Annotated in this window: 22 protein-coding genes and 2 tRNA genes; 12 read left to right on the top strand and 12 right to left on the bottom strand. The window is 29.3% G+C overall.

The window, feature by feature from the left end:
- The first annotated feature begins 19 nt into the window (after positions 1-19).
- The gene (locus tag ACTT9R_RS03080) at positions 20-763 is read left to right on the top strand and encodes a serine aminopeptidase domain-containing protein (RefSeq protein ID WP_440926596.1); all 744 of its coding nucleotides are present in this window, start codon (positions 20-22) and stop codon (positions 761-763) included.
- On the opposite strand, the gene gltB is transcribed toward ACTT9R_RS03080, so the two are convergent.
- The gene (gltB, locus tag ACTT9R_RS03075; RefSeq protein WP_440926595.1) at positions 760-5,265 is read right to left on the bottom strand and encodes a glutamate synthase large subunit; all 4,506 of its coding nucleotides are present in this window, start codon (positions 5,263-5,265) and stop codon (positions 760-762) included. The two genes, ACTT9R_RS03080 and gltB, sit on opposite strands and share 4 nt — an antisense overlap.
- Positions 5,265-6,704 carry an NAD(P)-dependent oxidoreductase gene (locus ACTT9R_RS03070; protein ID WP_440926594.1) on the bottom strand — a complete coding sequence of 480 codons (1,440 nt, stop codon included), beginning with the start codon at positions 6,702-6,704 and terminating at the stop codon, positions 5,265-5,267. The genes gltB and ACTT9R_RS03070 overlap by 1 nt, the downstream gene beginning before the upstream one ends.
- Positions 6,705-6,887: 183 nt before the next feature.
- On the opposite strand from ACTT9R_RS03070, the gene ACTT9R_RS03065 reads away from it, so the two are divergent.
- Positions 6,888-7,652, top strand: coding sequence for an undecaprenyl-diphosphate phosphatase (locus ACTT9R_RS03065; protein WP_145596417.1), 765 nt, complete (start codon positions 6,888-6,890; stop codon positions 7,650-7,652).
- Here ACTT9R_RS03065 and ACTT9R_RS03060 read toward each other — a convergent pair.
- From ACTT9R_RS03060 to ACTT9R_RS03045, 4 genes are all read right to left on the bottom strand, one after another.
- Positions 7,649-8,542, bottom strand: coding sequence for a DMT family transporter (locus ACTT9R_RS03060; RefSeq protein WP_072091094.1), 894 nt, complete (start codon positions 8,540-8,542; stop codon positions 7,649-7,651). The two genes, ACTT9R_RS03065 and ACTT9R_RS03060, sit on opposite strands and share 4 nt — an antisense overlap.
- A gap of 6 nt (positions 8,543-8,548) precedes the next feature.
- Positions 8,549-9,811 carry a 2-oxo acid dehydrogenase subunit E2 gene (locus tag ACTT9R_RS03055; protein WP_440926593.1) on the bottom strand — a complete coding sequence of 421 codons (1,263 nt, stop codon included), beginning with the start codon at positions 9,809-9,811 and terminating at the stop codon, positions 8,549-8,551.
- Positions 9,811-12,849, bottom strand: a complete 3,039-nt coding sequence (aceE, locus tag ACTT9R_RS03050; protein ID WP_440926592.1) for a pyruvate dehydrogenase (acetyl-transferring), homodimeric type — start codon at positions 12,847-12,849, stop codon at positions 9,811-9,813. Before aceE ends, ACTT9R_RS03055 begins: the two co-directional genes overlap by 1 nt.
- Before the next feature lie 128 nt (positions 12,850-12,977).
- The gene (locus ACTT9R_RS03045; RefSeq protein WP_440926591.1) at positions 12,978-14,165 is read right to left on the bottom strand and encodes an acetyl-CoA C-acetyltransferase; all 1,188 of its coding nucleotides are present in this window, start codon (positions 14,163-14,165) and stop codon (positions 12,978-12,980) included.
- Between the two features lie 73 nt (positions 14,166-14,238).
- Here ACTT9R_RS03045 and ACTT9R_RS03040 point away from each other — a divergent pair.
- A tRNA-Arg gene (locus ACTT9R_RS03040) sits at positions 14,239-14,315 on the top strand.
- 119 nt (positions 14,316-14,434) lie between these two features.
- Positions 14,435-14,860: a PaaI family thioesterase gene (locus ACTT9R_RS03035; protein ID WP_440926590.1), complete on the top strand. Its 426-nt coding sequence runs from the start codon at positions 14,435-14,437 to the stop codon at positions 14,858-14,860.
- A 10-nt stretch (positions 14,861-14,870) separates the two neighbouring features.
- Here ACTT9R_RS03035 and ACTT9R_RS03030 read toward each other — a convergent pair whose 3' ends face one another.
- Complete coding sequence (locus tag ACTT9R_RS03030; RefSeq protein WP_440926589.1) at positions 14,871-16,832, bottom strand: acetoacetate--CoA ligase; 1,962 nt, start codon at positions 16,830-16,832, stop codon at positions 14,871-14,873.
- A 173-nt stretch (positions 16,833-17,005) separates the two neighbouring features.
- Here ACTT9R_RS03030 and ACTT9R_RS03025 point away from each other — a divergent pair, with 173 nt between their 5' ends.
- The 4 genes from ACTT9R_RS03025 to ACTT9R_RS03010 are packed head-to-tail and all read left to right on the top strand — an operon-like array spanning position 17,006 to position 21,071.
- Positions 17,006-19,486, top strand: coding sequence for a helicase-related protein (locus tag ACTT9R_RS03025; RefSeq protein WP_440926588.1), 2,481 nt, complete (start codon positions 17,006-17,008; stop codon positions 19,484-19,486).
- Position 19,487: 1 nt separating this feature from the next.
- Positions 19,488-19,898 (top strand): TerB family tellurite resistance protein, encoded by a 411-nt coding sequence (locus tag ACTT9R_RS03020; RefSeq protein WP_440926587.1) that lies wholly within the window; start codon positions 19,488-19,490, stop codon positions 19,896-19,898.
- The gene (fdxA, locus tag ACTT9R_RS03015) at positions 19,895-20,221 is read left to right on the top strand and encodes a ferredoxin FdxA (protein ID WP_075484280.1); all 327 of its coding nucleotides are present in this window, start codon (positions 19,895-19,897) and stop codon (positions 20,219-20,221) included. Before ACTT9R_RS03020 ends, fdxA begins: the two co-directional genes overlap by 4 nt.
- A complete protein-coding gene (locus tag ACTT9R_RS03010; RefSeq protein WP_440926586.1) occupies positions 20,178-21,071 on the top strand; it encodes a CarD family transcriptional regulator in 894 nt (297 codons plus the stop codon). The genes fdxA and ACTT9R_RS03010 overlap by 44 nt, the downstream gene beginning before the upstream one ends.
- Before the next feature lie 355 nt (positions 21,072-21,426).
- On the opposite strand, the gene ACTT9R_RS03005 is transcribed toward ACTT9R_RS03010, so the two are convergent.
- On the bottom strand, positions 21,427-23,157 hold the full coding sequence (locus ACTT9R_RS03005) for an AMP-dependent synthetase/ligase (protein WP_440926585.1): 1,731 nt from the start codon (positions 23,155-23,157) through the stop codon (positions 21,427-21,429).
- A gap of 7 nt (positions 23,158-23,164) precedes the next feature.
- Positions 23,165-23,249: transfer RNA gene (locus ACTT9R_RS03000), tRNA-Leu, on the bottom strand.
- A 62-nt stretch (positions 23,250-23,311) separates the two neighbouring features.
- Here ACTT9R_RS03000 and ACTT9R_RS02995 point away from each other — a divergent pair.
- The 3 genes from ACTT9R_RS02995 to ACTT9R_RS02985 are packed head-to-tail and all read left to right on the top strand — an operon-like array spanning position 23,312 to position 24,912.
- Positions 23,312-23,917 (top strand): YqaA family protein, encoded by a 606-nt coding sequence (locus ACTT9R_RS02995; protein ID WP_440926584.1) that lies wholly within the window; start codon positions 23,312-23,314, stop codon positions 23,915-23,917.
- The gene (locus ACTT9R_RS02990) at positions 23,910-24,395 is read left to right on the top strand and encodes a disulfide bond formation protein B (protein WP_440926583.1); all 486 of its coding nucleotides are present in this window, start codon (positions 23,910-23,912) and stop codon (positions 24,393-24,395) included. Before ACTT9R_RS02995 ends, ACTT9R_RS02990 begins: the two co-directional genes overlap by 8 nt.
- Positions 24,379-24,912 (top strand): demethoxyubiquinone hydroxylase family protein, encoded by a 534-nt coding sequence (locus tag ACTT9R_RS02985; RefSeq protein WP_440926582.1) that lies wholly within the window; start codon positions 24,379-24,381, stop codon positions 24,910-24,912. Before ACTT9R_RS02990 ends, ACTT9R_RS02985 begins: the two co-directional genes overlap by 17 nt.
- Here the strand turns inward: ACTT9R_RS02985 and ACTT9R_RS02980 are convergent.
- Together ACTT9R_RS02980 and ACTT9R_RS02975 are read right to left on the bottom strand one after the other, a co-directional pair.
- Positions 24,909-25,478, bottom strand: coding sequence for an HNH endonuclease (locus ACTT9R_RS02980; RefSeq protein ID WP_440926581.1), 570 nt, complete (start codon positions 25,476-25,478; stop codon positions 24,909-24,911). The two genes, ACTT9R_RS02985 and ACTT9R_RS02980, sit on opposite strands and share 4 nt — an antisense overlap.
- 47 nt (positions 25,479-25,525) lie before the next feature.
- Positions 25,526-26,176, bottom strand: coding sequence for an alpha/beta hydrolase (locus ACTT9R_RS02975; protein WP_440926580.1), 651 nt, complete (start codon positions 26,174-26,176; stop codon positions 25,526-25,528).
- Between the two features lie 49 nt (positions 26,177-26,225).
- On the opposite strand from ACTT9R_RS02975, the gene ACTT9R_RS02970 reads away from it, so the two are divergent.
- Complete coding sequence (locus ACTT9R_RS02970; RefSeq protein ID WP_440926579.1) at positions 26,226-26,429, top strand: twin transmembrane helix small protein; 204 nt, start codon at positions 26,226-26,228, stop codon at positions 26,427-26,429.
- Here ACTT9R_RS02970 and ACTT9R_RS02965 read toward each other — a convergent pair.
- Positions 26,426-26,935 (bottom strand): TlpA family protein disulfide reductase, encoded by a 510-nt coding sequence (locus ACTT9R_RS02965; protein WP_440926578.1) that lies wholly within the window; start codon positions 26,933-26,935, stop codon positions 26,426-26,428. The genes ACTT9R_RS02970 and ACTT9R_RS02965 overlap by 4 nt on opposite strands.
- Between the last annotated feature and the right edge of the window lie 7 nt (positions 26,936-26,942).

Below are 26,942 nucleotides of genomic sequence, written 5' to 3'. Positions count from 1 at the left end.
ATAAAACTTATAAACGATTATGGCAAATTTCAGATTTCATCAAATATCAAATACAAAGAAAATTAGACATATTTCTAAAATTTTTAAAAATAGTTCTTTTATAGTTTTTTTGCATGGCTTTATGTCAGATCTTGAAGGAAAAAAGCCAAATGCATTTTTGAAATTTGCTAAAAAAAATAAAGTAAGTTTTTTAGCACTAGAATACTCTGGTCATGGGAAATCTTCTGGAAAATTTGTAAATGGAAATATTTCAAAATGGAGTAAAGAGACTTCAGTTTTAATTAGAAAATACGTAAAAAAAAAAGAATTTGTGCTAATTGGTTCGAGCATGGGCGCATGGATTTCGCTCAATCAATTCAAAATTTTCAAAAAACAGATTAAAGGATTTTTAGGAATAGGAGCTGCTCCTGAATTTTTAGAAAATTTAATGTGGAAAAAATTTACCAAAAAAATGAAAGAAGAAACAATACGTAAGGGTATTTATCAATTAAAACATGGCAATTATGAATATCCAATTACACTACAATTAATAAAAGATGGAAGGAAAAACAAAGTCTTAAATAAGAAAATAAATTCAAATATTAAAGTGACAATGGTACACGGTGAAAAAGATGAGGCAGTTCCTGTCTCATATTCAAGAAAAGTTTTAAGATTATTTCCAAAAGCTAAGAAAAAATTAAATATTATAAAAAAAGGTGATCACAGTTTATCAAATAAAAAATGGTTAAATATAATTTTAAAAGAGCTTAAATTATTAATTTAGCTAACTTTTTTTATATCTTTTTTTAAAGTAATTGGATTTTTTAACTTATCCAACATTTCTTTAGGACACACCTGAACAAAATTATTTACTTCATCTTCAAAGTTCTCAATTATTTTTTTCGATAATTGAGACTCAGTTTCTTTAAAGTGCTCCCTAACTAAATTTTTTAAATATTCTTTCCAATAATCTGTCTCTACATTTTGCCAAACCACTGACTCTATATTTACTTTCTTTTCAAATTGTTGAGATTTGTCATATATAAAAGCTATTCCACCTGTCATACCAGCTGCAAAATTATCACCAACATCTCCTAAAATTACCACAGTTCCACCAGTCATATATTCACATCCATTAGAATCGCATCCTTCAATAACTGTAACTGCACCAGAATTTCTAACTGAAAATCTTTCACCAGCTTGGCCAGCAGCAAAAAGTTTTCCTGAGGTAGCTCCGTAAAGAACAGTATTTCCTAAAATTGTGTTCTCATTTGAAACTAAATTGCTCTCTTCAGGTAATTTAATTGAAATAGTAGCTCCTGACAAACCTTTACCAACATAATCATTTGCATCTCCCTTTAATACAAGCTTTAAACCTTTAGAAGAAAATGCTCCAAATGATTGACCTGCTGAACCTTTAAAATTTAAAACTAAAAAGTTTTCATCAAGTTTTTCATAACCATATTTTTTATACAAATGATGAGAAATTCTTGTGCCTACTGCTCTGTGAATATTTTTTATTTGATATTCTTTCTCAATTTTTTCAGAATTATCTAAAGCTTGTTCAATTTCTGGCCAAATTTGTTGGTCAAGAGTATCTGGTACACTATTTATTTCTTGATCCTTACAATACCTTGGATTATTTCCAGTATCAGCTTGGACAAATAAAGGATTTAAATCTAAATCGTCTAAATTTGGAGAACCCTTACTAACCTGTTTTAACAAGTCTGTCCTACCAATCACTTCATTTAATGATTTAAAACCTAAATTTGCTAATATTTCTCTTACTTCACGAGCTATAAATGTGAACAAATTAACTACTTTTTCTGGAGTTCCAGTAAATTTTTCTCTGAGCTTTTCATCTTGAGTGCAAACTCCTACAGGACATGTATTTGAATGACACTGCCTTACCATTATACATCCCATTGCAACTAATGCTGTAGTAGCAACACCATATTCTTCAGCACCCATCATTGCAGCTATCACCACATCTCTTCCTGTTTTAATTCCACCATCTGTTCTTAATGTAACTTTATGTCTAAGATTATTTAAAGTTAATACTTGGTTTGCTTCCGTCAAACCCATTTCCCATGGTATTCCAACATACTTAACACTAGTCTGTGGTGTTGCTCCTGTTCCACCATTATGTCCAGAAATTAATATTATATCTGCTTTTGCTTTAGCTACACCAGCTGCAATTGTTCCTACTCCAGAGGAAGCAACAAGCTTAACTCCAATTCTTGCTTTAGGATTTATTTGTTTCAAATCATAAATTAGTTGTGCAAGGTCTTCTATTGAATAAATATCATGATGTGGTGGTGGTGATATTAAAGTTACTCCAGGAGTTGAATGTCTAAGTTTAGCAATTTCTTCCGTAACCTTAAATCCTGGTAACTGACCCCCTTCACCAGGCTTAGCGCCTTGTGCAATTTTAATTTCTATCTCATTACAATTATTAAGATAATTAACTGTAACTCCAAATCTTGCAGAAGCTATCTGTTTAACTCTTGAGTTTGCACTATCACCATTATCTAAAACTTTAAATCTACTTGCATCTTCACCGCCCTCTCCGCTACATGAAGCACCTTTGATCCTATTCATACCAGTTGCCAACGTTTCATGTGCCTCTTTTGATAAAGCTCCATGAGACATGCTCCCACTTCCAAATCTCTTTAAAATATTTTCTATTGGCTCAACCTCAGAAATATCTATTGGCCCACTTAATTTTTTTTCTCTGAAATCAATTAAGTCTCTAAGATTTATTGGTGGTAAACTATAAATACCATCCGCATATCTTTTATAAGCATCATAAGAATTAGATCCTACTGCACTTTGAAGTAAATGAATTAATTTTCCTTGATATTGATGTGTTTCACCATTTTTACGATATCTATATATACCGCCTATCGGCAGTATGGTTTCAGAACTTTCAAATGCCTCTTTATGAATTTCTCTAATTTTTTTCTCAATACCCGTAAGTCCAATACCTGAAATTTTAGAGACCACTCCTGGAAAATAATCTGCAACAATTGTTCTACTTAAACCTACAGTTTCAAAGTTACATCCACCTCTATAAGAACTTAGAACTGAGATACCCATCTTAGACATGATCTTTAATAAACCTGCGTTTACTGATTTTATGTATCTCTCTACACATTCATCAAAGCTAAATTTTCCAAATAACTTCTTTTGATGACGCTGAAATAAACTATCAAATGCTAAATATGGATTTACAGTAGTTGCTCCAACTCCTATTAAGGTTGCAAAAGAGTGTGTATCTAAAGCCTCTCCAGATTGTACATTTATTGATACATATCCTCTTAGTTTTTTTTCAATAAGGAACGAATTAATTGATCCAACTGCTAAAAGCATTGGTATTGGAAGTTTTAAGCTAGAAAGCTCTTTGTCACTTAAAATCAATTGAGTAACTCCCTGTCTTACTGCAATTTCAGCTTCTTTTTGAATTTTTTTAATTGAGTCAAACAAAGTCTCTTCTTCAGAAAAAGTACAATCAATTATAGATGAATTGTTACCAAAAAAATTTATAAATTTTTCAAACTGAGAATTTGATAATATTGGACTATTTAAAACATAAATATTTTGCTTTGTTAAATTATCAAAATTTAAAATATTTCCAAGATTTCCAAATCTTGTTTTCAAACTCATAACCTTGTTTTCTCTTAAAGAGTCTATTGGTGGGTTGGTGACTTGGCTAAAATTCTGTCTAAAAAAATGGTATAACGGTCTATATCTATCTGACAAAACAGCCAATGGTGTATCGTCACCCATAGATCCAGTTGCTTCTTTAGCATCTTCTGCCATAGGATGCAGTATGAGCTCAAGATCTTCTAGACTTATTCCAAAAGTATATTGCCTTCTTCTTAAATCATCTCCCGAAAAAGAATTTTTTTCATCTGAAATGGTTAACTTATCATCTAGGTCGATAATTTGTGAATTAAAGTGTTTATACTCTTTGGCTAAATAATCTTTTATTTGCTTATTAGTAAATACTTTACCTTTTTCTATTCTAACTCCAATTATTTCCCCAGGACCCAATCTTCCCTTTGACAAAATTCTTTTTTCATTTAATTCAATCATTCCTGTTTCAGAACCTGCAAATAATAATTTGTCTTTTGTAATTGCGTATCTTAAAGGTCTTAATCCATTTCTATCATTTGCGGCTATAACCCACTCATTATCAGTTCCAGCAATAGCAGCTGGTCCGTCCCATGGCTCCATAGTACTGTTTAAAAAATTAAATAATTGTTGGTGATCTTTTGGTAGAGTTTTATTTTTTTTAGACCATGCGTCTGGAACTAACATAAGCTTCGCCAAAGGCGCAGGCTGACCAGATATATTTAATAATTCAAAAACATTGTCTAATGCAGCAGAGTCTGATGCTCCCTGTTGTATAACAGGTTTTAAGTTCTCAACATCGTCGAAAAGGGGACTGTTCATCTCTTGTTCATGAACTTTCATCCAGTTTTTATTTCCTCTATAAGTATTAATTTCTCCATTATGTGCTATAGCTCTAAAGGGTTGAGCTAAATTCCAGCTAGGTGCTGTGTTTGTTGAAAATCTTTGATGAAAAATAGCAAACCTTGAAACAAATCTTTCATCTTTTAGATCAAGGTAGAAATCTGAGATAGCTTCAGCTAAAAACATTCCCTTGTAAATGATAGATTTAGAACTCAATGAACAAATATAAAAATTGTTTAAAGACTTTTTAAAAGCTTCATTTTCTATCTTTCTTCTAGTTTCATAAATTTTTCTTTCTAAATCTTTATTTGTTAATTCTGGATCATAAGGTTTAAACAATACTTGAATAATTTCAGGCATTGTTTGGAATGCTTTTTCTCCTAAAACTTTTGGATTAACCGGAACTTGTCTCCAGCCATAAATACTAAAATCATTTTTTGTTAATTCACTTTCAACAATAGTTTTGCAACTTTCTTGTGCTGCGTAATCATTCCGAGGTAGAAATATCATGCCCACACATATTTCAGAATTGTCATGTGTGTGTCCTGTCACTTCTATCTTTTCAATGAAGAAATCTTTTGGTATTTCAACATGAATCCCAGCTCCATCACCAGTTTTCCCATCGGCATCTACAGCGCCTCTATGCCAAACTGCTTTTAATGCTTCAATACCATACTCTACAACTTTACGAGATTTTTTACCTTCAGTTGATGCAATTATACCAACACCACAAGCATCATGCTCCATATCTTCTGAATAAACATTATTTTCTTTTAAAAGGTGAAGGTTTTTTTTATAATTTTTCATTAAGCCACTCTTTTTTCCACTTTAGATTTGCTCTCTAGATAAGTTTTAATTGAAGCTGCTGCATCTCTTCCATCTTTTATCGCCCAAACAACTAATGAAGCTCCTCTAACTATATCACCAGCAGCAAACACCCCTTTTATATTTGTTTCCATAGTATCAAAATCTGTTTTAATAGTTCCCCACTTTGTTACTTGTAATTCACTACTATCAAATAAATTTGGTAAATCCTCAGGGTCAAAACCTAGTGCTTTGATAACCATATCTGCTTTTGTTTCGTAACTTGAGCCTTCTTGTACTTGTGGCTTTCTTCTTCCTGTCTCATCTGGATCACCTAATTTAATTTGATCTACAATTATTTTTTCTACTTTATTTTTACCTTTAAATTCTTTAGGACTTGATAACCAAACAAACTCAACACCTTCTTCTTCAGCGTTTGCAACTTCTCTAGCAGATCCTGGCATATTTTCTTTATCTCTTCTATACAAACATTTAACAGATTTTGCCTTCTGTCTTATAGAAGTTCTTACACAATCCATTGCTGTGTCACCTCCACCGATTACAACAATATCTTTACCTTCTGCGTTTAAAATTCCCTTATCAAACAACTCAACATCATCTCCTAGACCTTTTTTATTAGATGCTGTTAAAAAATCCATTGCAGGAAAAATATTATCAAGATCATTTCCAGGTAAGTTTACTTCTCTTGCTTTATAAACTCCTGTTGCAATTAAAATTGCGTCGTGTTTTTTTCTCAATTGATCTAGGCTTGCATCTTTACCAACTTCAAAATTTTGAACAAATTCAATTCCTCCATCCTTTAAGAGTTTTGTTCTTCGCTCTACAACTTCTTTTTCTAATTTAAAATTTGGAATTCCATAAATTAATAATCCTCCTGCTCTATCATATCTATCGTAGACAGTAATTTTATATCCATTTTTTCTTAATTGTTCTGCAGCAGCTAAACCAGCAGGACCTGCTCCTATAATTCCTACGCTTTGTTTTTTTTCATTCGTTACCTTAATTGGTTTTACCCAGCCCTCAGCCCAAGCATTATCTGTAATATATTTTTCTACTGATCCAATAGTTACTGTTCCATGACCAGATTGTTCAATTACACAATTTCCCTCGCATAATCTATCTTGGGGGCAAATTCGGCCACACACTTCAGGCATATTGTTTGTGCTTTGGGATAATTCATATGCTTCTTTTAATCTTCCCTCAGCTGTCAGTTTAAGCCAATCTGGTATGTTGTTACTTAAAGGACAATGAACTTGGCAAAAAGGTACTCCACATTGCGAACACCTACTTGACTGTTCTTTGGCTTTTTCATTGATATACTCGTCATAAATTTCATTAAAATCTTTCTTTCTCTTATCAACTTCTCTTTTAGGTGGAGTTTGTTGACCTATTTTAACAAATTTGAGCATTTTATCTGGCATAATATTATTTAAGTTTTGGCAAAATATACCCTGATTTATGTATATAAAGCATAAAATAGGTCATATATATTGACCTTAATTTTTAAATTATTACCGCTAATTAACACGTTTTTAATTATTGCATAGCTATTATGCTTAAATCGAATTGTTTTAAATAAATACTTTATAAGTTACGAAGAAACAATGTTTCAAAATATTATAGAAGTTTTAATTCTCTCCGCAATTCAAGGAATATCTGAATTTCTTCCTATTAGTTCTTCTGCTCATTTAATTTTGGTTTCTACTTTATATGAATTTAAATCTAGTTCTTTGCTTATTGATATCAGCCTCCATCTAGGTTCACTAATAGCTATAATTTATTTTTTTAAAGATGAATTGTTTGATATCAGAAAAAATAAAAGAATTTTAAATTTAATTGTATTAGGATCTATTCCATTAATAATTGTTGGATACATACTTTATAGTACAAATTTAATTTATCAGTTAAGAAATTTAGAAGTCATTGCTTGGACTACTTTAATATTCGCAGTTATTTTATACATCTCAGACAAAAATCGATTTGATAAAAAAATTTCTTCAAATTTAAATTTTCAGTCAATAATATTTATAGGTGTTTTCCAAATTTTCTCTCTTGTACCTGGAGTGAGTAGAGCAGGAATTACTATAACAGCTGCGAGAATTTTAAAATTTAATAGAGTAGATTCAAGTAAGATATCTTTTTTACTTTCGATCCCAGCATTAGCTGGGGCTAGTGTCTTAAGTTTAAAAGATGTTTTTGAACAATCAATTCAGTTTAATTACTTAGTTGTTATTGCAATTATATCTTCTTTTATTTTTTCTTTTCTAACAGTTAAATTCTTTTTAATTTATATAAATAAATTTTCAATGAATGCGTTTGTAATTTATAGAATAATAATTGCTTTGATTTTATTTAGTTTAGTTTATTAAGTATATTTCTTCTTAATTAAAGGGAGTAATTGAGATAAGAGAACTCCGCATAGAATAAAAAAGCATCCAAGTAAATTATTAACATCTAGAATTTGATTTAAAATAAACCAAGCAGCTATAGTCGCAAATACACCTTCAAGTGAAAATATAATAGCTGCTGGTGCAGGTGTAATATTTCTTTGTGCATAAATTTGTAGAACAAATGCAAATCCGCCAGATAATATACCTGCATATAAAATTGAATAAATTTCCATTAAAATATTACTTAAAATAAATTCTTCATAAATAATTCCAATTATAAATGAAAAAATAGCCACAATTAAAGTCTGGGCAGCTCCTAAGGTAAGTGGAAGATTATATTTAGTTATAATGATCCCAGTAAAAATAATATGAGTACTCCAAAATAAAGCTCCTAGAACAACTAAAGTATCTCCTAATCTTACTGTTGCATCATGAAAATTTGTTAATAAATATCCTCCAATTAAACATAGAATTACAGAAGGCCATACACTCCAATGCATTGATTTTTTACCAAACAAAAAAATGATAATCGGTACCATTGGCACATAAAAAATTGTAAAAAAAGCAGCATTTGCTACATCTGTATAAAGCAAAGCAACTTGTTGAAGTGCAGAGCCTAAAAATAAAGAAATTCCAATTAACAATGAATAAATTATGAAAGTTTTTTTATCTAATTTAAATTCTGATTTAAAATTTTTTAATTCAAACAAAATTAAAAGTGGGGTTATGGCTAAAAAACCAACAAAAAACCTCACAGCATTAAATGTAAAAGGGCCAATATTATCCATGCCTGTGTCTTGGGCAATAAAAGTTGTTCCCCAAATAAAAGTGCACAATAAGGCACTAAATAATGATATGGATTTACTCATTTTTAATTAGACAGCTAGTTTATAAGCAAAATTTTTGCCTAAGTTTTCTTTTAGATCATTATTAAACCTAGCTGCTTCTGCACCATCAATAATTCTATGATCATAAGATAAAGAAATTGGGAGCATAGTCCTGGTTTGAAACTTACCATTCATAAAAATTTGTTTTTTTTCTGATCTTCCTACTCCTAATATAGCAACTTCGGGATAATTAATTATAGGTGTAAAAAAAGAACCTCCTATACCACCTAAACTCGTAATTGTCATCGAGCCACCAAACAATTCTTTTTTATCAATTTTTAAATTTCTACAAAGTTCACTTACCTCTTTTAACTCTTTGCTTATCAGAGAAATTTTTTTGTTATTTGCATTTCTTATTTTTGGAACCATCAATCCATTTGGCGTATCAACTGCTATCCCAATATGGTAATATTTTTTTAAAGTCATTTTTCCAGTCTCAATTTCGTCAATAGATGAATTAAAGCTAGGAAATTTCTTTAGAGATGCAACTAAAGCCTTTATTATAAATGCTAGAGGCGTAATTTTAATTTTTTCTCCAGTATACATATCGGTTAAGGAACTTCTAAAACTTTCCATCTCTGTTATGTCGGCTTCATCGTGATTTGTAACATGAGGAATTGTTGTCCATGAATTTGTAAGATATTTTGATGATAATTTTTTTACTCTTGGTATGTCTTTAATTTCTATTTCACCAAAATCGGAATGTTCAAATTCGTTTTTAATTTTATCTGGTTTACTATCTTTTACTACAACGTTGTTTTTTGAATTAGATGAAACAAATTTTTTAATATCATCTTCAACAACTCTGCCATCTTTCTGACTTCCCGCTACTTGATTAATATCTACACCAAGTTCTCTAGCAAATTTTCTAGCTTTTGGACTTGCAGATGAAATTTCTGAAAAATTATTTTTAGAAAATGTTTTTTCTTGGATTTCAGGTTTTATTACCTCAATATTTTTTGACTCTTTTTCGATTTCTGGTTTTTCTTTAACCTCTTGCTTTTTAACTTTTAAATCACTTTCTATAGTTAAAATTAAGTCGCCCTCAGAAACTTTGTCTCCTACTTTTATTTTTAAATTTTTAATTTTACCTTCTAAATTTGATGGTATTTCTACACTAGATTTATCACTTTCGATTGTTATTAGAGCATCATTTTTTTTTATTGATTGACCTTCTGTAACTAATACCTCAATAACCTCAACATCTTTAAAATCTCCAATATTAGGTACTTTAATCTCAGTTTCTGACATTATAATTTTGTTGGCATTGGTTTGTTAGTATCAATATTATACTTCTTCATTGCATCTTTTGCATATTTAGAAGTTATAAGCTGTTCTTTTGCTAAAATACTTAAACCATAAGCAACCAAATGTTCTTTATCTACCTCAAAAAATTTTCTTAAATTTTTTCTTGTATCACTTCTTCCAAAACCATCTGCTCCTAATGAATAAAAGCTTTTATTAGTATAAGGTCTGATTTGATCTGAATTCATTCTCATATAATCAGATGCAGCCATAATTGGGCCCTCTGTTTGGCCCAGGCATTGCTCAACATAAGATTTTTTAGGTTCTTTATCAGGATTCAAAAGATTAAATCTTTCTACCTCCATTCCATCTTTTCTTAATTCATTAAAACTTGTTACACTCCATATCTCACTGTCAATTTGATGATCATTTTGTAAAATCTCAGCAGCAGACATCATTTCTCTTAAGATTGTTCCTGATCCTAAAAGTTGGATTTTAGTTTTTTTGTATTTGTTAAATTCTTTTATTTTATACATGCCTTTTAAAATGCCTTCCTCACAATTTTTATCTTTTGGCATTTCTGGGTGTGAGTAATTTTCATTCATTGTTGTAATATAATAAAAAACATTCTCATTTTTTTCATGCATTCTTCTTAGACCTTCTCGAAAAATTACCGCTAATTCATAATGAAATGTAGGATCATAAGTTACACAATTTGGAATAGTTGATGCGATTAAATGACTATGACCATCCTGGTGTTGTAAGCCTTCTCCAGCTAATGTTGTTCTTCCAGCTGTTGCACCTACCAAAAATCCTCTAGCCTGACTATCCCCGGCTGCCCAAGCTAGATCTCCTATTCTTTGGAAACCAAACATTGAATAAAAAATATAAATTGGAATCATTTCAATATCATGATTAGTATATGCAGTGGCAGCAGCAATCCATGAAGACATAGCACCCGCTTCATTGATACCTTCCTCTAAAACTTGACCACTTTTGTCTTCTCTATAAGAACTTAATTGAGCTGCATCCTCAGGTTCATATTTTTGTCCTTCATGAGCATAAATCCCTATTTTTTGAAAAAATCCTTCCATGCCAAACGTTCTTGCTTCGTCAGGAATAATAGGAACCAGTCTAGGAGATATATTTTTATCTCTTAATAAATTAGTTAGCATTCTCACAAGTGCCATAGTAGTAGACATTTCTTTTTCACCAGTTGATACTTTCATGAAATCGAAAATATCTTTTGAGGGTGCTTTTATTGGTTTTGCAAAAGTAGATCGCTCAGGTAAAAATCCACCTAATTTAATTCTTCTTTCTTTAAGATATTTTATTTCGGGTGATTTTTCATCAGGCTTAAAATATTCAATATTTCTTACCTGTTCATCTGTTAAAGGAACATCAAATCGATCTCTATAATACATCAAGTCATCAACATCTAATTTTTTAGTTTGATGAGTAGTATTTACACTTTCACCGGATTTTCCCATTCCATAACCTTTAATAGTTTTAGCAATAATTACTGTTGGGCTTCCTTTATTTTTAGTTGCCTTATCATATGCTGCAAAAACTTTATGAGGATCATGTCCACCTCTATTGAGTCGCCATATATCTTTATCAGACATGCTTGAAACTAATTCTAATGTTTCAGGGGATTTTCCAAAAAACTTTTCTCTTACATAAGCACCATCTCTTGCTTTCATTGCTTGATACTCACCATCTACGGTTTCATTCATAATTTTTACTAATTGACCAGTTTTATCATTAGCAAGCAATGAGTCCCAATACGATCCCCAAATTACCTTTATTACATTCCAGCCAGATCCTCTAAAACTTCCTTCAAGTTCTTGAATAATTTTTCCATTACCTCTAACTGGACCGTCCAATCTTTGAAGATTGCAATTAACTACAAAAATTAAATTATCTAAATTCTCTCTTGCAGCCAGCCCAATTGCTCCCATCGACTCTGGCTCATCCATTTCTCCATCACCTAAAAAGGCCCACACTTTTCTTCCTTCATCTTTAATCAAACCTCTATTGATTAAATATTTCATGTATCTGGCTTGATATATAGCAAGCATGGGGCCTAACCCCATCGATACTGTGGGGAACTGCCAAAATTTTGGCATTAACCATGGGTGTGGATATGACGATAGACCTCCAGGCTCTACCTCTTGTCTAAAACTATCTAATTGTTTCTCATTTAATCTACCTTCTAAGAAGGCTCTTGCATACATTCCTGGAGCACTATGCCCTTGGAAATAAATTAAATCTCCACCAAATTTATTATTTTTTGCTCTCCAAAAATGGTTCATGCCAACATCGTATAATGTTGCAGCAGATGCAAATGTACCAATGTGTCCACCAAGTTCAGGGTGTTTTTTATTTGCTCGAACTACCATTGCTGCTGCATTCCATCTAATTAACGATCTAATTCTTCTTTCAATATTTTGATCACCACTAGACTTTACTTCAGCCTCTGGGGGTATTGTATTAATGTAAGGTGTATTTTGAGTATAAGGAATATTCGCTCCTTCTCGATAAGCTTTGTTAATTAGTTCTTTAATCAAAAAATGAGCTCTTTGATTTCCATCTTTTGAAATAACTGCTGATAAAGACTCCAACCAATCTTGAGTTTCAAGCGGATCAATATCAGTCCCATTAACTACTTGTATTGTAGATTGTTTTTTCTCAATTATTGGTTCAGATATAATTTTTTCTTCCTCTTTTTTTTCAGCCATTGCTTCTTCAGCTTGTTTAATTATATTTTCTGTATCTTTTGGAAGAGTGCTTTCTGATGATGTTTTTGATGATGATGTAAGATTAAGCAATAAATCACCTTTAGAAACTTTATCACCAACTTTAACTGCTAAACTATCTACTTTTCCAGCAATTGTAGAAGGGATTTCAACACTTGATTTGTCACTTTCAATTGTAACTATTGGATCATTTTCTTTAATTTGATCACCAGGTTTTACAAGTATCTCTATAACCTCAACATTTTCAAAGTCACCAATGTCAGGAACAAGCAATTTTTCTCTCATTTTTTAAAATGTTTTATATACCCAAAAAAACATTATTGGATTTTATTTTAACACATTAATAAGGTTTTTTCGTTAATCTTGTGTTTTTATTGTACAAAAAATAAAAAAATAAATGAATTTTACGCTTTTTAGCTTCTCTCAATACACATAGCTATCCCCATACCTCCACCAATACAGAGTGCCGCACAACCTTTTTTTTTATCTTGCTTGATCATTTCATGGATAAGTGTAACCAAAATTCTTGCCCCAGAAGCTCCAATCGGATGACCTAGAGCGATTGCTCCTCCATTAACATTAACTTTTTGTTCAGGGATTTTTAATTCTTTAATTACCGCAACACTTTGTGCTGCAAAAGCCTCATTAATTTCAAATAAATCCACTTCATCTATTTTCCAATTTGCTTTAGATAATGCTTCTTGAATTGAAGGTATGGGTCCTAGTCCCATTAATGAGGGATCAACCCCACAAGTTGCCCAAGATACAATTTTAACCAATGACTCTAATGATTTTTTTTCTGCTTGCTCTCTAGACATTAAAACTAAGGCCGCAGCACCATCATTTATACCTGAGGAATTTCCAGGTGTTACAGTCCCATTTTCTTTAAATACTGTTTTTAATTTTTTTAGATCATCTATGCTTAAATTTTCTCTTGGATGTTCATCTTTTTCAAAAACAAATTTTTTGTCACCATCTTCAATTTGTAACTTAATCAACTCATCTTTAAATTTATTTTCAATATAAGCTTTTTCTGTTTTTTTCTGAGAATTTAAAGAAAAATTATCTTGTTCATCTCTAGAAATTTTATATTTTTCGGCAACATTCTCAGCTGTTACGCCCATATGATAATCATTAAATGAATCAAGCAGACCATCTTTTATCATTGTGTCTACTAATTTGTTTTCAGAAAATTTTTTATCTTCTCTATAATAAATTGCATGAGTTGCTCGAGACATATTTTCTTGACCACCTGCAATGACTATTTTATTTTCCCCTAAACTTATTGATTGATATCCTGAAACAACAGATCTTAATCCAGATCCACAAACCTGATTAACAATATGTGCAGGTTTAGAAACTGGTACTCCAGCACCGATTGAAGCTTGTCTAGCAGGGTTTTGGCCAAGTCCAGAAGTTAAAACGTGCCCCATAATTACTTCATCAATCTCCTCTAAATCTAATTTTGATTTATAAATTACCTCTTTAATCGCTATTGATCCTAATTTTGATGCGCTAAGATTTTTTAACGACCCTTTGTATCTTCCAATTGGAGTTCTTAGTGCAGAAGTAATAACAACATCGTTAGAATTTTTGCTCATAAACTAAGTAACATAATATTTTATAAGTTAAATTACATCAAAAACTTTGATATATGGAATATATTATTATAAAGGACCGCTGGCCAAATTGGATAAGGCGCTCGGCTACGAACCGGGAGATTCCAGATTCGAATTCTGGGCGGTCCACCAAAAAGGAAATGGAAATGTTTGATCGGCTTTTAAAAGCATCTTTACAAAAATCAGTAATTTATTTTTTTATAATTATTTTAATTATTTTATTAATCTTAACTTTTGTATTATAAAAAACTATGAGCAATAAATTTGAGCAAATAAGTATTAAACCAGGATTTATGAAACACAATGGGGGTGTTTTATTTAGGTCTATTTCAGAAAATGAATACGAATTTAAGTCTATAATTAATGAAAATCACTTAAATGCTGCAGGAATAACTCATGGAGGTTATTTATCTGCTTTAATAGATGCAGGGGCAGGGACAGCTGCACACAGAGCAGCTGGAAATGCTCCATGTGTAACCATTTCTTTAGATATAAAATTTATTGGTGCTTCAGAAGTTGGAGATGAAATTATTGGTCATACAAGAATTTTAAAAAAAACAAATACTCTTGTCTTTTTATTTTGCGAATTAAAATGTAATAATAAAATTATTACTTCTGCATCAGGTGTATGGAAAATTATAAAAATTAAACCATCTAATTTAGGACCTGGTGGTTAATTTTTTTTATTTATATACTGAGTTCTTTTATATTACTATATTGTTCAAGGACTTCGGGATTTGCTAAAGCTTCAATGTTTTTAATTTGACTTCCCTCTATCTTACTTTTAACTGCTAGTTCAACTATTTTACCACTTTTTGTTCGAGGAATATCTTTTACAACAATAATTTTACTTGGAACATGTCTAGGAGATGTATTTTTTTTTATTTGTAATTTTATTTTCTTAATTAATTCTGCTGTTAATAAATTATTTTTGCTCATAACAATAAATAAAACTATTCTAACATCATTATCCCAAGATTGTCCTACAACAATAGATTCTTTTATTTCTCTAAACTTCTCAACCTCTGAATATATTTCTGCTGTTCCAAGTCGAACACCTCCTGGATTTAAGGTGGTATCTGATCTTCCATGAATTATATATCCACCACTATTTTTTATCTCTGCGTAATCTCCATGGTGCCATATATTTTTAAATCTATTAAAATAAGCACTCTTAAATTTAATATCATTTTTATCATTCCAAAACTTTAAAGGCATTGATGGAAAAGGATTTTTACAGACGAGTTCTCCTTTACTATTTTTTAAAGACTTCCCTTTATCACTTAAAACATCTACATCTAAAGCCAAACCACTGTTTTGTATTTCTCCTATATTCACTGGCTGATATAAATTTCCTAATACGAAGCACGAAACAATATCGGTACCACCAGAAATAGATGACAAATGCACATTTTTTTTAATATGCTTATAAACATATTTAAAACTTTCTTTTGAAAGAGGTGAGCCAGTTGAACAAATTGTTCTTAATTTATTTAGTTTAAATTTATATTTTAATTTTGGTTTAAATTTTCTTAAAGCATCTACATACTTCGCACTTATTCCAAATAAAGTTATTTTTTCTCTTTGTGCTATTTTCAAAAGCAAATCGGGTGATTTAAACATTGGAGATCCATCAAAAAGAACAATAGATGCCTTCGAGGCTAATGAACTAACTAACCAATTCCACATCATCCATCCACATGTGGTAAAATAAAAAACGTTGTCATTTTCTTTAATATTACAGTGTAATTGATGTTCCTTCATATGCTGGATTAAAACACCACCAGATCGATGACAAATGCATTTCGGTTTTCCAGTAGTTCCACTTGAATATAGTATTGCTAACTCTGTTTCAAAATCAAATCTTATGAAATCAATTTTTTCAGCATTAGTTTGCATTAATTCATTCCATTTAAATAAATTAATTTTTTTAAATTTATATTTATTTTTAATAAACTTTTTTCCAGGATAGTTACTAATTACAACACTTTTAATTGATGGGATTAATTTTAAAATCTCTGGGAGTCTATTTAAAATATCTATTTTTTTTCCATTATAAAAATACTGATCAGTAATGAATAAAACTTTTGGATTAATTTGAGAAAATCTTTCTATAACACCTTTGGATCCAAAATCAGGACTACAAGAAGACCAAATACCTCCCAAAGAAGTTGTGGCAATGAATGCTTCAACAGTTTCAATAGTATTTGGCATATATGCAGCTACTCTATCTCCTTTTTTAATATTTATTTTTTTTAAAAACTTTGAAATTTTATTAGTATTTAAATTTAATTGTCTCCATGATCTTTCTTCTCTAAATCCATTTTCACTAATAAAGGTTACTGCTTTTTCATTGTTATTTTTAGATAATAAATTTTCACCAAAATTTAGTCTGCTACCTGGTAAAAATAAATTTTTATAAAAAGTCTTTGATTTTCTAAAATTTTTATTACTTTTAATTCCCTTTATTTTGCTAAAATCCCAAAATCTACTCCAAAACTCAGGTGAATTTTTAATACTCCAATTTAATAATTTTTTATAATTTTTATTAAATTTTATTTTTAATTTTTTTGAAATGTAATTTTCAAAACCAAATAAATTTGAATTTTTTTTTACAATTAGAGAAGGTTGCCAAAGTTTTTTACTCATTTTATTAAATTAAATTACTGTTATAGAATTAATCTTATTTATGATAATCTCGTCAATATTTTAAAGAAAATGAGAACTTTTTACCCTCCGATTCGGTCATGTTTTAGTCTATTTTTGTTCTTTAACAGTAACAATATCTGGTAGGTAAAAAAAAAGAAGCACAAAAGATAGCAATGACTAAAAATAAAATTACAGCTGTTCTGGGTCCTACAAATACAGGCAAAACCCATCTTGCTATCGAAACCATGCTTTCTTTTGAGAGTGGCATGATTGGATTTCCACTTAGATTACTTGCAAGAGAAGTATATGACAAAGTAATCAAGAAAAAAAGTTTAGATAAAGTTGCACTTATAACTGGAGAAGAAAAAATAATCCCATCTAATGCAAAATATTTTTTATGCACAGTGGAGTCTATGCCAATTGACAAACATCTTGAGTTTGTTGGCGTAGACGAAATTCAAATGTGCTCTGATCATGAAAGAGGTCATATTTTTACTGATAGACTTTTAAATATGAGGGGGGAAAAACTTACAATGCTAATGGGCTCAAGTACCATTAAAAATATTATTTCAAAATTAGATGGAGATATTGAATTTATAAATAGAGAAAGACTATCTAAACTTACTTACGCTGGTCATAAAAAAATATCAAGAATTGACAGAAAAACAGCAATTATTGCGTTTTCAGCAGAGGAGGTTTACGCCATTGCTGAGTTAATAAGAAGACAAAAGGGTGGTGCCGCTATTGTAATGGGATCACTAAGTCCAAAAACAAGAAATGCTCAAGTTGAATTATACCAATCTGGTGATGTTGATTTCCTAGTTGCAACAGATGCAATTGGGATGGGAATAAACATGGATTTAGATTTTGTTTATTTTTCAAATGTAAAGAAATTTGATGGAAAAAAATTAAGAAGATTAAATTTATCTGAAATAGGTCAAATAGCCGGTAGAGCTGGTCGATACCTTAACGATGGAAGTTTCGGTATTACTGGTGATTGTAAAGAAATATCTCCCGAAGAGGTAGAATTATTAGAAAATCATAAATTTGAAGAAATAAGAACTTTGTTTTGGAGAAATTCAAATCTTAATTTTAATAACCCAATTAGTTTAATTAAAAGTTTAGAGGAAAAACCTCAGGTGGAATGGCTAAGAAAAATTCATGAATGTGAGGATGAAAAAGCACTTAAATATTTTTTAAAAGATCAAAAAATTTTAAATAGAGAATTTGATAAGAAAATTTTAATGCTCTTGTGGGAATGTTGCCAAATACCTGATTTTGTTAAAAAAACTTATGGAAATCATTTTGAAGTCATTGGAAATGTATTTAAATTTTTAACTAGCAAAAAAGGACTAATTTCTGAAGATTATATGAGATTACAGCTCATGAAACTTGATAAATTAGATGGAAATGTAGATTCTTTATCAAATAGAATTGCAAATGTCAGAACTTGGTCATATGTTTCGAATAAAAATAATTGGGTAGAAAATCAAAGTTATTGGATTGAAAAAACTAAACACTTAGAAGACAGACTTTCAGAGAGATTACATGAAGAACTTACTAAAACTTTTATTGACAAAAGAGCAAGTGTGCTCGCTAGAGGTTTAAAACAAGATATGGAATTTAAAACTGAAATTTTACAAAACAATGATGTTAAAATTGACGGTCAATTTATTGGAAAAATTAAAGGACTAAAATTAGAACTGGATTTAAAAAAAGGTGCTTTAGAAACTGATATTAAATCTTTAAAAAAAGCTGCAAGACAAACTATTGGTCCAGAATTAGAAACACGTGTGCAATCTATAATTGATACAGGATTAATCAGTCTGAAAGAAAATTTTAAAATTTACTGGAATGATTTCCCAATTGCCAAATTAACAACAGGTAGTGATTATCTAAATCCTAATTTTGAATTAATCGTTGATGATATTATTGAACAAAACACTAAACAAAAATTAAACAATTATATTAACAAATGGATACATGCGAAAATAAATAATGTTCTTAAAAGTTTAATTGATTTAAAAAATATAAAAGAAAATAATTCATCAATTAAAGCACTGGCATATCAACTCTATGAAAATAATGGGGTATTAAAAAGAGATCAAGTTTCTGAATATTTAAAAAACTTAGAACAAAATGAAAGAAAAATTCTTAGAGACTTAGGAGTAAAGTTTGGGAGATATCATGTTTTCCTTTATCAATTAATTAAACCAGAGGCCGTATCTTTGCGAACATTATTATGGAAAAATTTTTATCAAAAATTTCATAATTTAAAACCACCTACCTTTGGTTTGAATTTTTTAGACGATAAAGAAATAAAAAATAAAAACTTTATGCTTCTGTGTGGATTTGAAAAATTTGATAATTTTTTTGTAAGAATTGATATTTTGGAAAGATTATTTGTATTAATAATAAATTCTAGTTCAAAAGAAAATTCTGAAATTAAATTAGTTCCAGAAATGTTAAATCTTTTAGGATGTAGTAAAGATAGTTTTAAAAAATTACTTCAAAAAATGAATTATAAAATATTTGAAAAAGAAAATGAAACATTTTTTAAATATAGTCCTACTAAGAAATTTAAAAAAATTAGCACAAAGAAGATCTCAAATGAGAATCCATTTAAAATATTAAAGAATTTAAATTTAAGTTAAAATGTTTTTTAAAAAAGAAGAAATTAAAAATTATAATTTTCTAACAAAGGTTTGTGCTTTATTGATTCATGCTGCAAAAATAGATGAGAACTATACAGATAGAGAGGAAGAAATTATTAAAAAAACACTTAATGAGCTAGGTGTAGAAAATGAAAATATTTCTAAAACAATCAAAGAAGCAAAAATAATTGAAGAAAGTTCAAATCAAATTTTAGATTTTACTCGAGAAGTAAAGGGGTTGCCCGAGCAGGATAAAATTAAAATTATTGAGGCTTTGTGGTCCATAATCTATTCAAATAAAGATGCTGATATATATGAAACTAATTTAATGAGACGACTTGCGGGTTTACTTTACATTGACAATAAAACTATGGGGGATATTAAAGAAAAAATTAAACAAAATTTAAAATGACATATATTGTTAATGACAATTGTATTAAGTGCAAGCTAACCGACTGTGTTGATGTCTGCCCAGTTGATTGCTTTTACGAAGGTAAAAATATGCTTGTAATTAAACCTGATGAGTGTATAGATTGTGGCGTTTGCGAGCCAGAATGTCCTGTCGATGCCATAAAAGCAGATACCGAACCTGGAAGTGAAAAATGGTTAGAGATTAATAAAAAATATTCTGAAATCTGGCCAAACATAAGTGAAAAAAAAGATCCACCAGCGGATCACGAGAAATTTAAAAATGAGCAAAATAAGTACGAAAAATATTTTAAAGAAAATCTTTAAAGGCAAAACAGACAAAAAAGTGAAAAAAAAAGTTTCTAAAAAGAAGGTTGTAAAAACTAAAGTTAAAAAAACTAAAAAAACTAAAAAAATAATCTCAAAGAAAATCAAAAAAGGCCCTAAAAAAGTTTCACCTAAACTAACTAAATCAAAAAAAGCCGTTAAAATTGCAGAATCAACAGCTGAGTCAAAAGTAGACAATTTAAGAATTTCAAAAACAAATGAAATTAAGCCTGAAATAAAAAAAGTTAAAAAACAAGAAACTGAAAAAAGGGAATACAAAATTAAAGATCATGTTGTTTATCCAAAGCATGGCGTAGGGCAAATTACTGAATTTAAAAAGATAAACATTGGTGGAATTGATGTTGAAACATATGTTATTAAATTTGAAAAAGACAAAGCCAATGGAATGGTACCTGTAAACAAGCAATCTCACTTGAGGCCTTTAGCAACTATCAATCAGGTTAATAAATGTATTTCAATATTAAAAAGTAAACCAAAAATTAAAAGATCAATGTGGAGTCGAAGAGCACAAGAATATGAAGCTAAAATATCTTCTGGAAAGATATATGAATTAGCTGAGGTAGTCAGAGATTTAAATAAAGGTGATGATCTTATGGTTGATCAGTCTTATAGTGAAAGACAACTATTTGAAAAAGCTTATGAAAGAATTCTGTCTGAATTTCAGATTGTTTTGAATGTATCGTTAGAAGACACTCAAAAAAAATTGGATAAAGCACTAAAAAGAAATTTAGGTGGGCAGCCTCAACCAGCAACACCTGCGAAAACTCCAACTAGTGAACTACCTGTAGACGAGCCAATTTCTGATAACGACGAACCAATTGACGAGTAAAAAAAAACGCCTCTCACACACTACTGTAATGAGAAGCGTTTTTTGTAAAGAATACTAAGTTACTATTTTCTTCTTCTTTTTTTTGCTTTTTTCTTAGCTTTTTTCTTAGCTTTTTTCTTAGTTTTCTTTGCCGCTTTTTTTCTTTTCTTAGGCATCTTTAGCTCCCTTTTTTAGTTAAACGAATCAAATTGATTCGCTGTTACCATATTTTTATTTTTTTCTATAAGTTATGTCAATTCTTTAATTAAAAGTTAAATTTTATAAAAATTTTTTTTAACTTTTTATTTTTATAAAACTTTTTTTTATTAATTTAGTTAATGTTTATGCGGTTAATAAACAACTTAAATTAAATATTTTAATAAAGATTTTCTAGCTGATTTTTATATTTTTCTATAACTTTTTTTCTTTTTACTTTCATTGTTGGTGTCATTAAACCATTTTCAATAGAAAAATTTTCATCTATTAATTGAATTTTTTTAATCTTTTCTAATAAAGTTAATTTTTTATTTATTTTTTCAATTACTTTATTTATTTTTTCTTTTTCATTTAAAAAATCTTTATTAGGAACAATTAAAGCTACTAAGTAATTTTTTTTATCACCATAAACCATACATTGATCTATCTCTGGTTCATTCGTAATCATATTTTCAATTTTAGCAGGTGAAATGTTATCTCCGCCAGCACTTACTATGATATCTTTTTTTCTATCAGTAATTTTTAAATAACCATCATTTGGATCTATCTCTCCAATATCACCTGTATGAAGCCATCCATTTATAATTACTTTTTCAGTTTCTTCTTTTTTGTTCCAATATCCTAGCATTACATTTTCGCCTTTAACTAAAATTTCTCCATCTTCAGCAATTTTAACTTCGTTTCCTTTAAATGGAGGTCCTACAGTCTCCACTTTAATTTTGTGTATTGGATTACAACTTACTACTGGTGATGTTTCTGTTAAACCATAACCCTGAAGAGTAGGCAGCCCCACAGAATTCAAAAATTCTCCTATTTCTTTATCTAGAGCCCCACCACCTGAAACGAAAGCTCTCAAATTTCCACCGAACTGTTTTTTTATTTTTTTTCTAACTAATTTATCAACTATAAAATTGAGTAATTTTTCAGAAAATGTCATTTTTTGATTTAATAGTTTTTTTCTTCCCAAACGAAGAGTTGCTTCAATTAATTTTGCTTTAAAGCCTGTTTGTTTTTTTAAATTCATGTTTATTTTGTTGTAGAGGTTTTGGTAGAATCTAGGAACTGCTGTCATAATTGTTGGTTTTGCCTCAGATATATTTTCTAAAAGTTTTTCAATTTTCTCTGCATAGAATACTTTTGCTCCTACTGCTATCTGCGCAAATTGAACACAATGCTCATAGGAGTGTGAAAGAGGAAGCCAAGTTAAAAATACTGGTCTTGAGTTAAATAATGGTTTCATAATTTCGCATGCTCCTACGAGATTATTTAAAATTCCACCATGACTTAAAATTACTCCTTTAGGATTACCTCCTGTCCCTGAAGTATAAATAATGCATGCAGGAGAATTTCTTTTTAATTTATTATTTTCAATTTTATCTTCTGCTAATAAATTATTATTTAGAATTGAATTAAAATCTAAATATTTTTCTTTGTTAGTTATATTTAAACTATTTGTTACCTCGGCTTTTTCATCCAAAGTAATGACTTTTTTTATAAAATCTTTTTCATTAATTGAATTATTTAATTTTTTTAACATTTCATTATTTGAAACAACAACTAAGCTAGGCTCACAGTCTTCTATCAAATACTTATAGTCATCTTCTGTATAAGTTGTGTACGCTGGAACTGTAATTCCACCAGCTACCATAATAGCTAAATCAGAAACAAACCACTCTGGTCTATTCTCCGAAACTAAAAGACATCTATCTCCTTCTTTTATATTTTCTTTTATAACTTTTGATAATTGTAAAATATTCTTTTCAGTTTGTTCCCATGTGTATGTTTTTTTATTACTTGGGTTTAGCCATTCTAAAAAAATATCTTTTTTATTTTGTTTATTTGCTTGATTAACAAATAATTCGATCAAATTATTTAAATTATTTAAATTCATAGTTACTTGGTGGGCGAAGAGAGAATCGAACTCTCACTTCTTGCGAAACACGATTTTGAGTCGTGCGCGTCTACCAGTTCCGCCATTCGCCCTAAGTATTCAATTAAATTATATTTAAATAGTATAAGAACTAAATTTATATTAAAACCAAAAAATGTTTAAAACACTCTATAAAAAATGTTTAGAATTAGCTGCACATAAAAGTTCAAATTTTTATTTAGGGTTTATATCTTTTATAGAAAGTTCTTTTTTTCCTATACCTCCAGATGCAATGATAGTTCCAATGGTTATTGCTAAAAAAAAGGAATATTTAAAAATATTTTTAATTGCATCAATATTTTCAGTTCTTGGAGGAATATTCGGATATTTGATAGGTTTTTTATTTTTTGATTTAGCGATGTATGTAATCGAATTTTATGGTTATCAAGATAAAGTTGAAAACTTAAAATTAAGTATGTCTCAAGGGAGTGGATTCTTCGCATGGCTGAGTATTCTTTTTTTAGCGGGCTTTACTCCATTGCCCTATAAAGCTTTTACGATTTCAAGTGGTTTAATTGGTTTTAATCTTCCTGTTTTTATAATTGTTAGCTTAATTTCAAGAAGCCTGAGATTCTTTATAGTTGCCTATTTGTCTTATAAATTTGGAGAATTATTTACAGACTACATGGAAAAACATGGATCAAAATGGTTCACCATAATTGGAATTATTATAGTTATACTATTTATTATTATTTATTTATTTTTAAAATTTAATGGTTGATATTAACAAAACAATTATATTAAAGTTAATTTTTTTAATTAGCATTATCGCTTTATCTTCTACATTTTTTATTGAATATGTTTTAGGTCATCAACCTTGCAACTTATGTGTACTGGAAAGAATTCCATACCTATTAGCATTAATAATTATTGTACTAAATTATAAATTTATTAATCTTGAAAAATATTTCATTCTTTCTCTTATTTTAATTTTTTTAGCAGCTACTATTTTATCATTATATCATTTAGGTATTGAGCAAGGTTTTATTGAAGAATCATTGGTTTGCGATTTAAAAAATGGCTCCAATTTACTATCAAAAGAAGACATATTAAGACAGTTGCAAGAAAAGAAAGTAAGCTGCAAAGATGTTACATTTAAAATTTTGGGATTATCGCTTACAAGTTACAATATTATAATATCAATACTAATAGTATATTTTACAACAAAAACTTATTTAAGTTATGACAATAATAGATAAAAAGAAAATAGAAGAATTCATTAGAGTTGATCATGCTGGAGAACGTGGTGCTGTTAAAATTTATGAAGGACAGTTGCTAGCTCTAAACACATTAGTTAAAGATGAAGCTTTAAAAAAAACAATTGAAGAAATGAAAGTTCATGAAAAAGAACATTCTGATTATTTTGAAGAAGAAATTAAAAAAAGAAATATAAAACCAACAAAATTTTTACCCTTATGGGATTTATTAGGTGTAGGATTGGGGTTTGGTTCAACTTTGCTTGGAAAGAAAGCAGCTATGCTTTGCACTGCTTCTGTTGAAGAGGTGATAGATGAACATTATTTAAACCAAATAAAACAACTTGATAAAAGTGAACCAAAACTTAAAAAAAAAATAATTAAATTTAGAGAAGATGAATTAAGTCATAAAGATATTGCTTACGAAAAGGGTGCAACAAAAGAAGGCCCATACTCTATATTAGATAAAATTATTAAAACTGGATCAAAAATTGCAATAAATATTTCTGAGAAAATTTAAGACTCTAGCTCTACATCCCAATATAAGTAATCCATCCAGCTTTTATGTAAAAAATTTGGTGGAAAATTTTTACCATTCTTATGTAGATCCTCTGTTGATGGTCGATAAGGGTGCTGATGCAGCTTCATGCCTGAATGTTTTAATAGTTTTCCACCCTTTTTCACATTGCATGCAGAACAAGCTGTTACAACATTATCCCAATTAGTTTCACCTCCTTTTGATCTAGGTAATAGATGATCAAAAGTTAACTCTTCGTTACTTCCACAATATTGACAAGAAAATTTATCTCTTAAAAACACATTAAATCTAGTAAAACTCGGCTTGCTTTGAGGAACGATATAATCCTTTAATGCGATGACACTTGGTAATTTCATATTAAATGATGGACTTCTTATAGTTCTATCGTAATTACTAACAATAATAACTCTATCAAGAAAAACTGATTTAACAGTATCCTGCCATGACCATAAGGACAAAGGGTAGTAACTCAAAGGTCTATAGTCTGCATTGAGTACTAGCGCAGGGCATTTTTCTAATGAAACATTTTGTTCAATAAAATTATCCATTAACTAATTTTAACTTAGTTAAACAATTTTATCAATAATAAGAGATGTTAAATTTTTTTTAAAATAAAATTTAAAGCTGTACTTGATGCCTCAATAGGAATATGATGATCACAATTTTTTATTAATAGTGTTTCAACTTTAATACTATTTCTTATTAAAAAATCTTTAGCTTCTAGTAAATGTGTTGATGAGACAATTTGATCAGCATCACCATGTATAAGTAATGTTTCAGTATTATTTTTGATTCTGTTTTTTAAATCCTTTTGATTAATTATCTTTCCAGAAAAACCAACTATACATAAAAATTTTTCTTCAGCTGTAAGACCAACATTTAAAGACATCATACACCCCTGGCTGAAACCTGATAAACAGATTTGATTGTTTGATAATTTGAACTCTTGTTTTATTTCATTAATAAATTTTTTTAAAACTTCTTCAGCCTTAATTGATTGCTCTAATATGTAATCAGAATCATCTTTTGTTAAATCAAACCACTGATAACCAGAAGGATTTATAGAGCATGGCTCATGACCATTAGGACAGATAAAGACTGTATTGGGCATATGTCTTTTCCAGTTTAAAGACAACATGCTAATATCCTTTCCATCACCTCCATAACCATGAAGCAAAATAATTGCATTTTTAATTTCAACACCATTTTCTGGTTTAATAATTATGGAATCTAGGCAAAATGTCATAGTAGATAAATTATGTTTTTTATGTCAAAAAACAATCTAAAATAAAAAAATGATTTCAGGAATAATAGTAAAAGTTTTATCAATAGCCCTTTTGATAGCTGTAGGGATAGTTTTAATCTTAGGTATCGGGACTCTTTTTAAGGGAGGAGAGACAAGTAAAAAATATTCAAATAAATTAATGCAGTTAAGAGTTATTTTACAGTTTATTGCTATTATTGCTTTAGTTGGCTTTGCTTATTTTTTTAAAAATTAGTTATATTTTTTTATCCATTTAATAAAATTTTTATCTTCAAAATCAATTGAACCTATTACTCTAGCAAATTCTTGGCCCTCTTTATTAATTAGAATTGTTGTAGGTACACCTCTTAAAGAAAACATTTTTGCTAATGTTGTAGGTGGATCAAAATAAGGTTCAAAATTTTTAATGTTAAGATCTATAAAAAATTTATTAACTTTATCTAAAGTTTCTTTACCAATATTAATTGTGAAAATTTTTATATTATCCAATTCTGGGTTAGCTTGGAGTTTATCTAAAGATGGCATTTCTTCTTTACAAGGTTCACACCAGGTCGCCCAAAAATTTAATATCAATAAGTTCCCAGTATATTCATTGATATTAATTTTTTGATCATTTTTGTCTAAAAAAATAACATTATCATGTGTTTTTGGTATTTTATGGATTACAATATTTTTAATACCAGGTAGTTCTTCAGCTAAAACATTTGTTATCAAAAAAATAAATATTATTAAAAATCTCATGTTAAAT

Origin of the sequence: Candidatus Pelagibacter sp. (genome assembly GCF_052049835.1) — a bacterium.
GTDB lineage: Bacteria > Pseudomonadota > Alphaproteobacteria > Pelagibacterales > Pelagibacteraceae > Pelagibacter.
The sequence above is the reverse complement of the archived record's forward strand: the minus strand, read 5'-3'. Positions and strand labels throughout refer to the sequence as shown.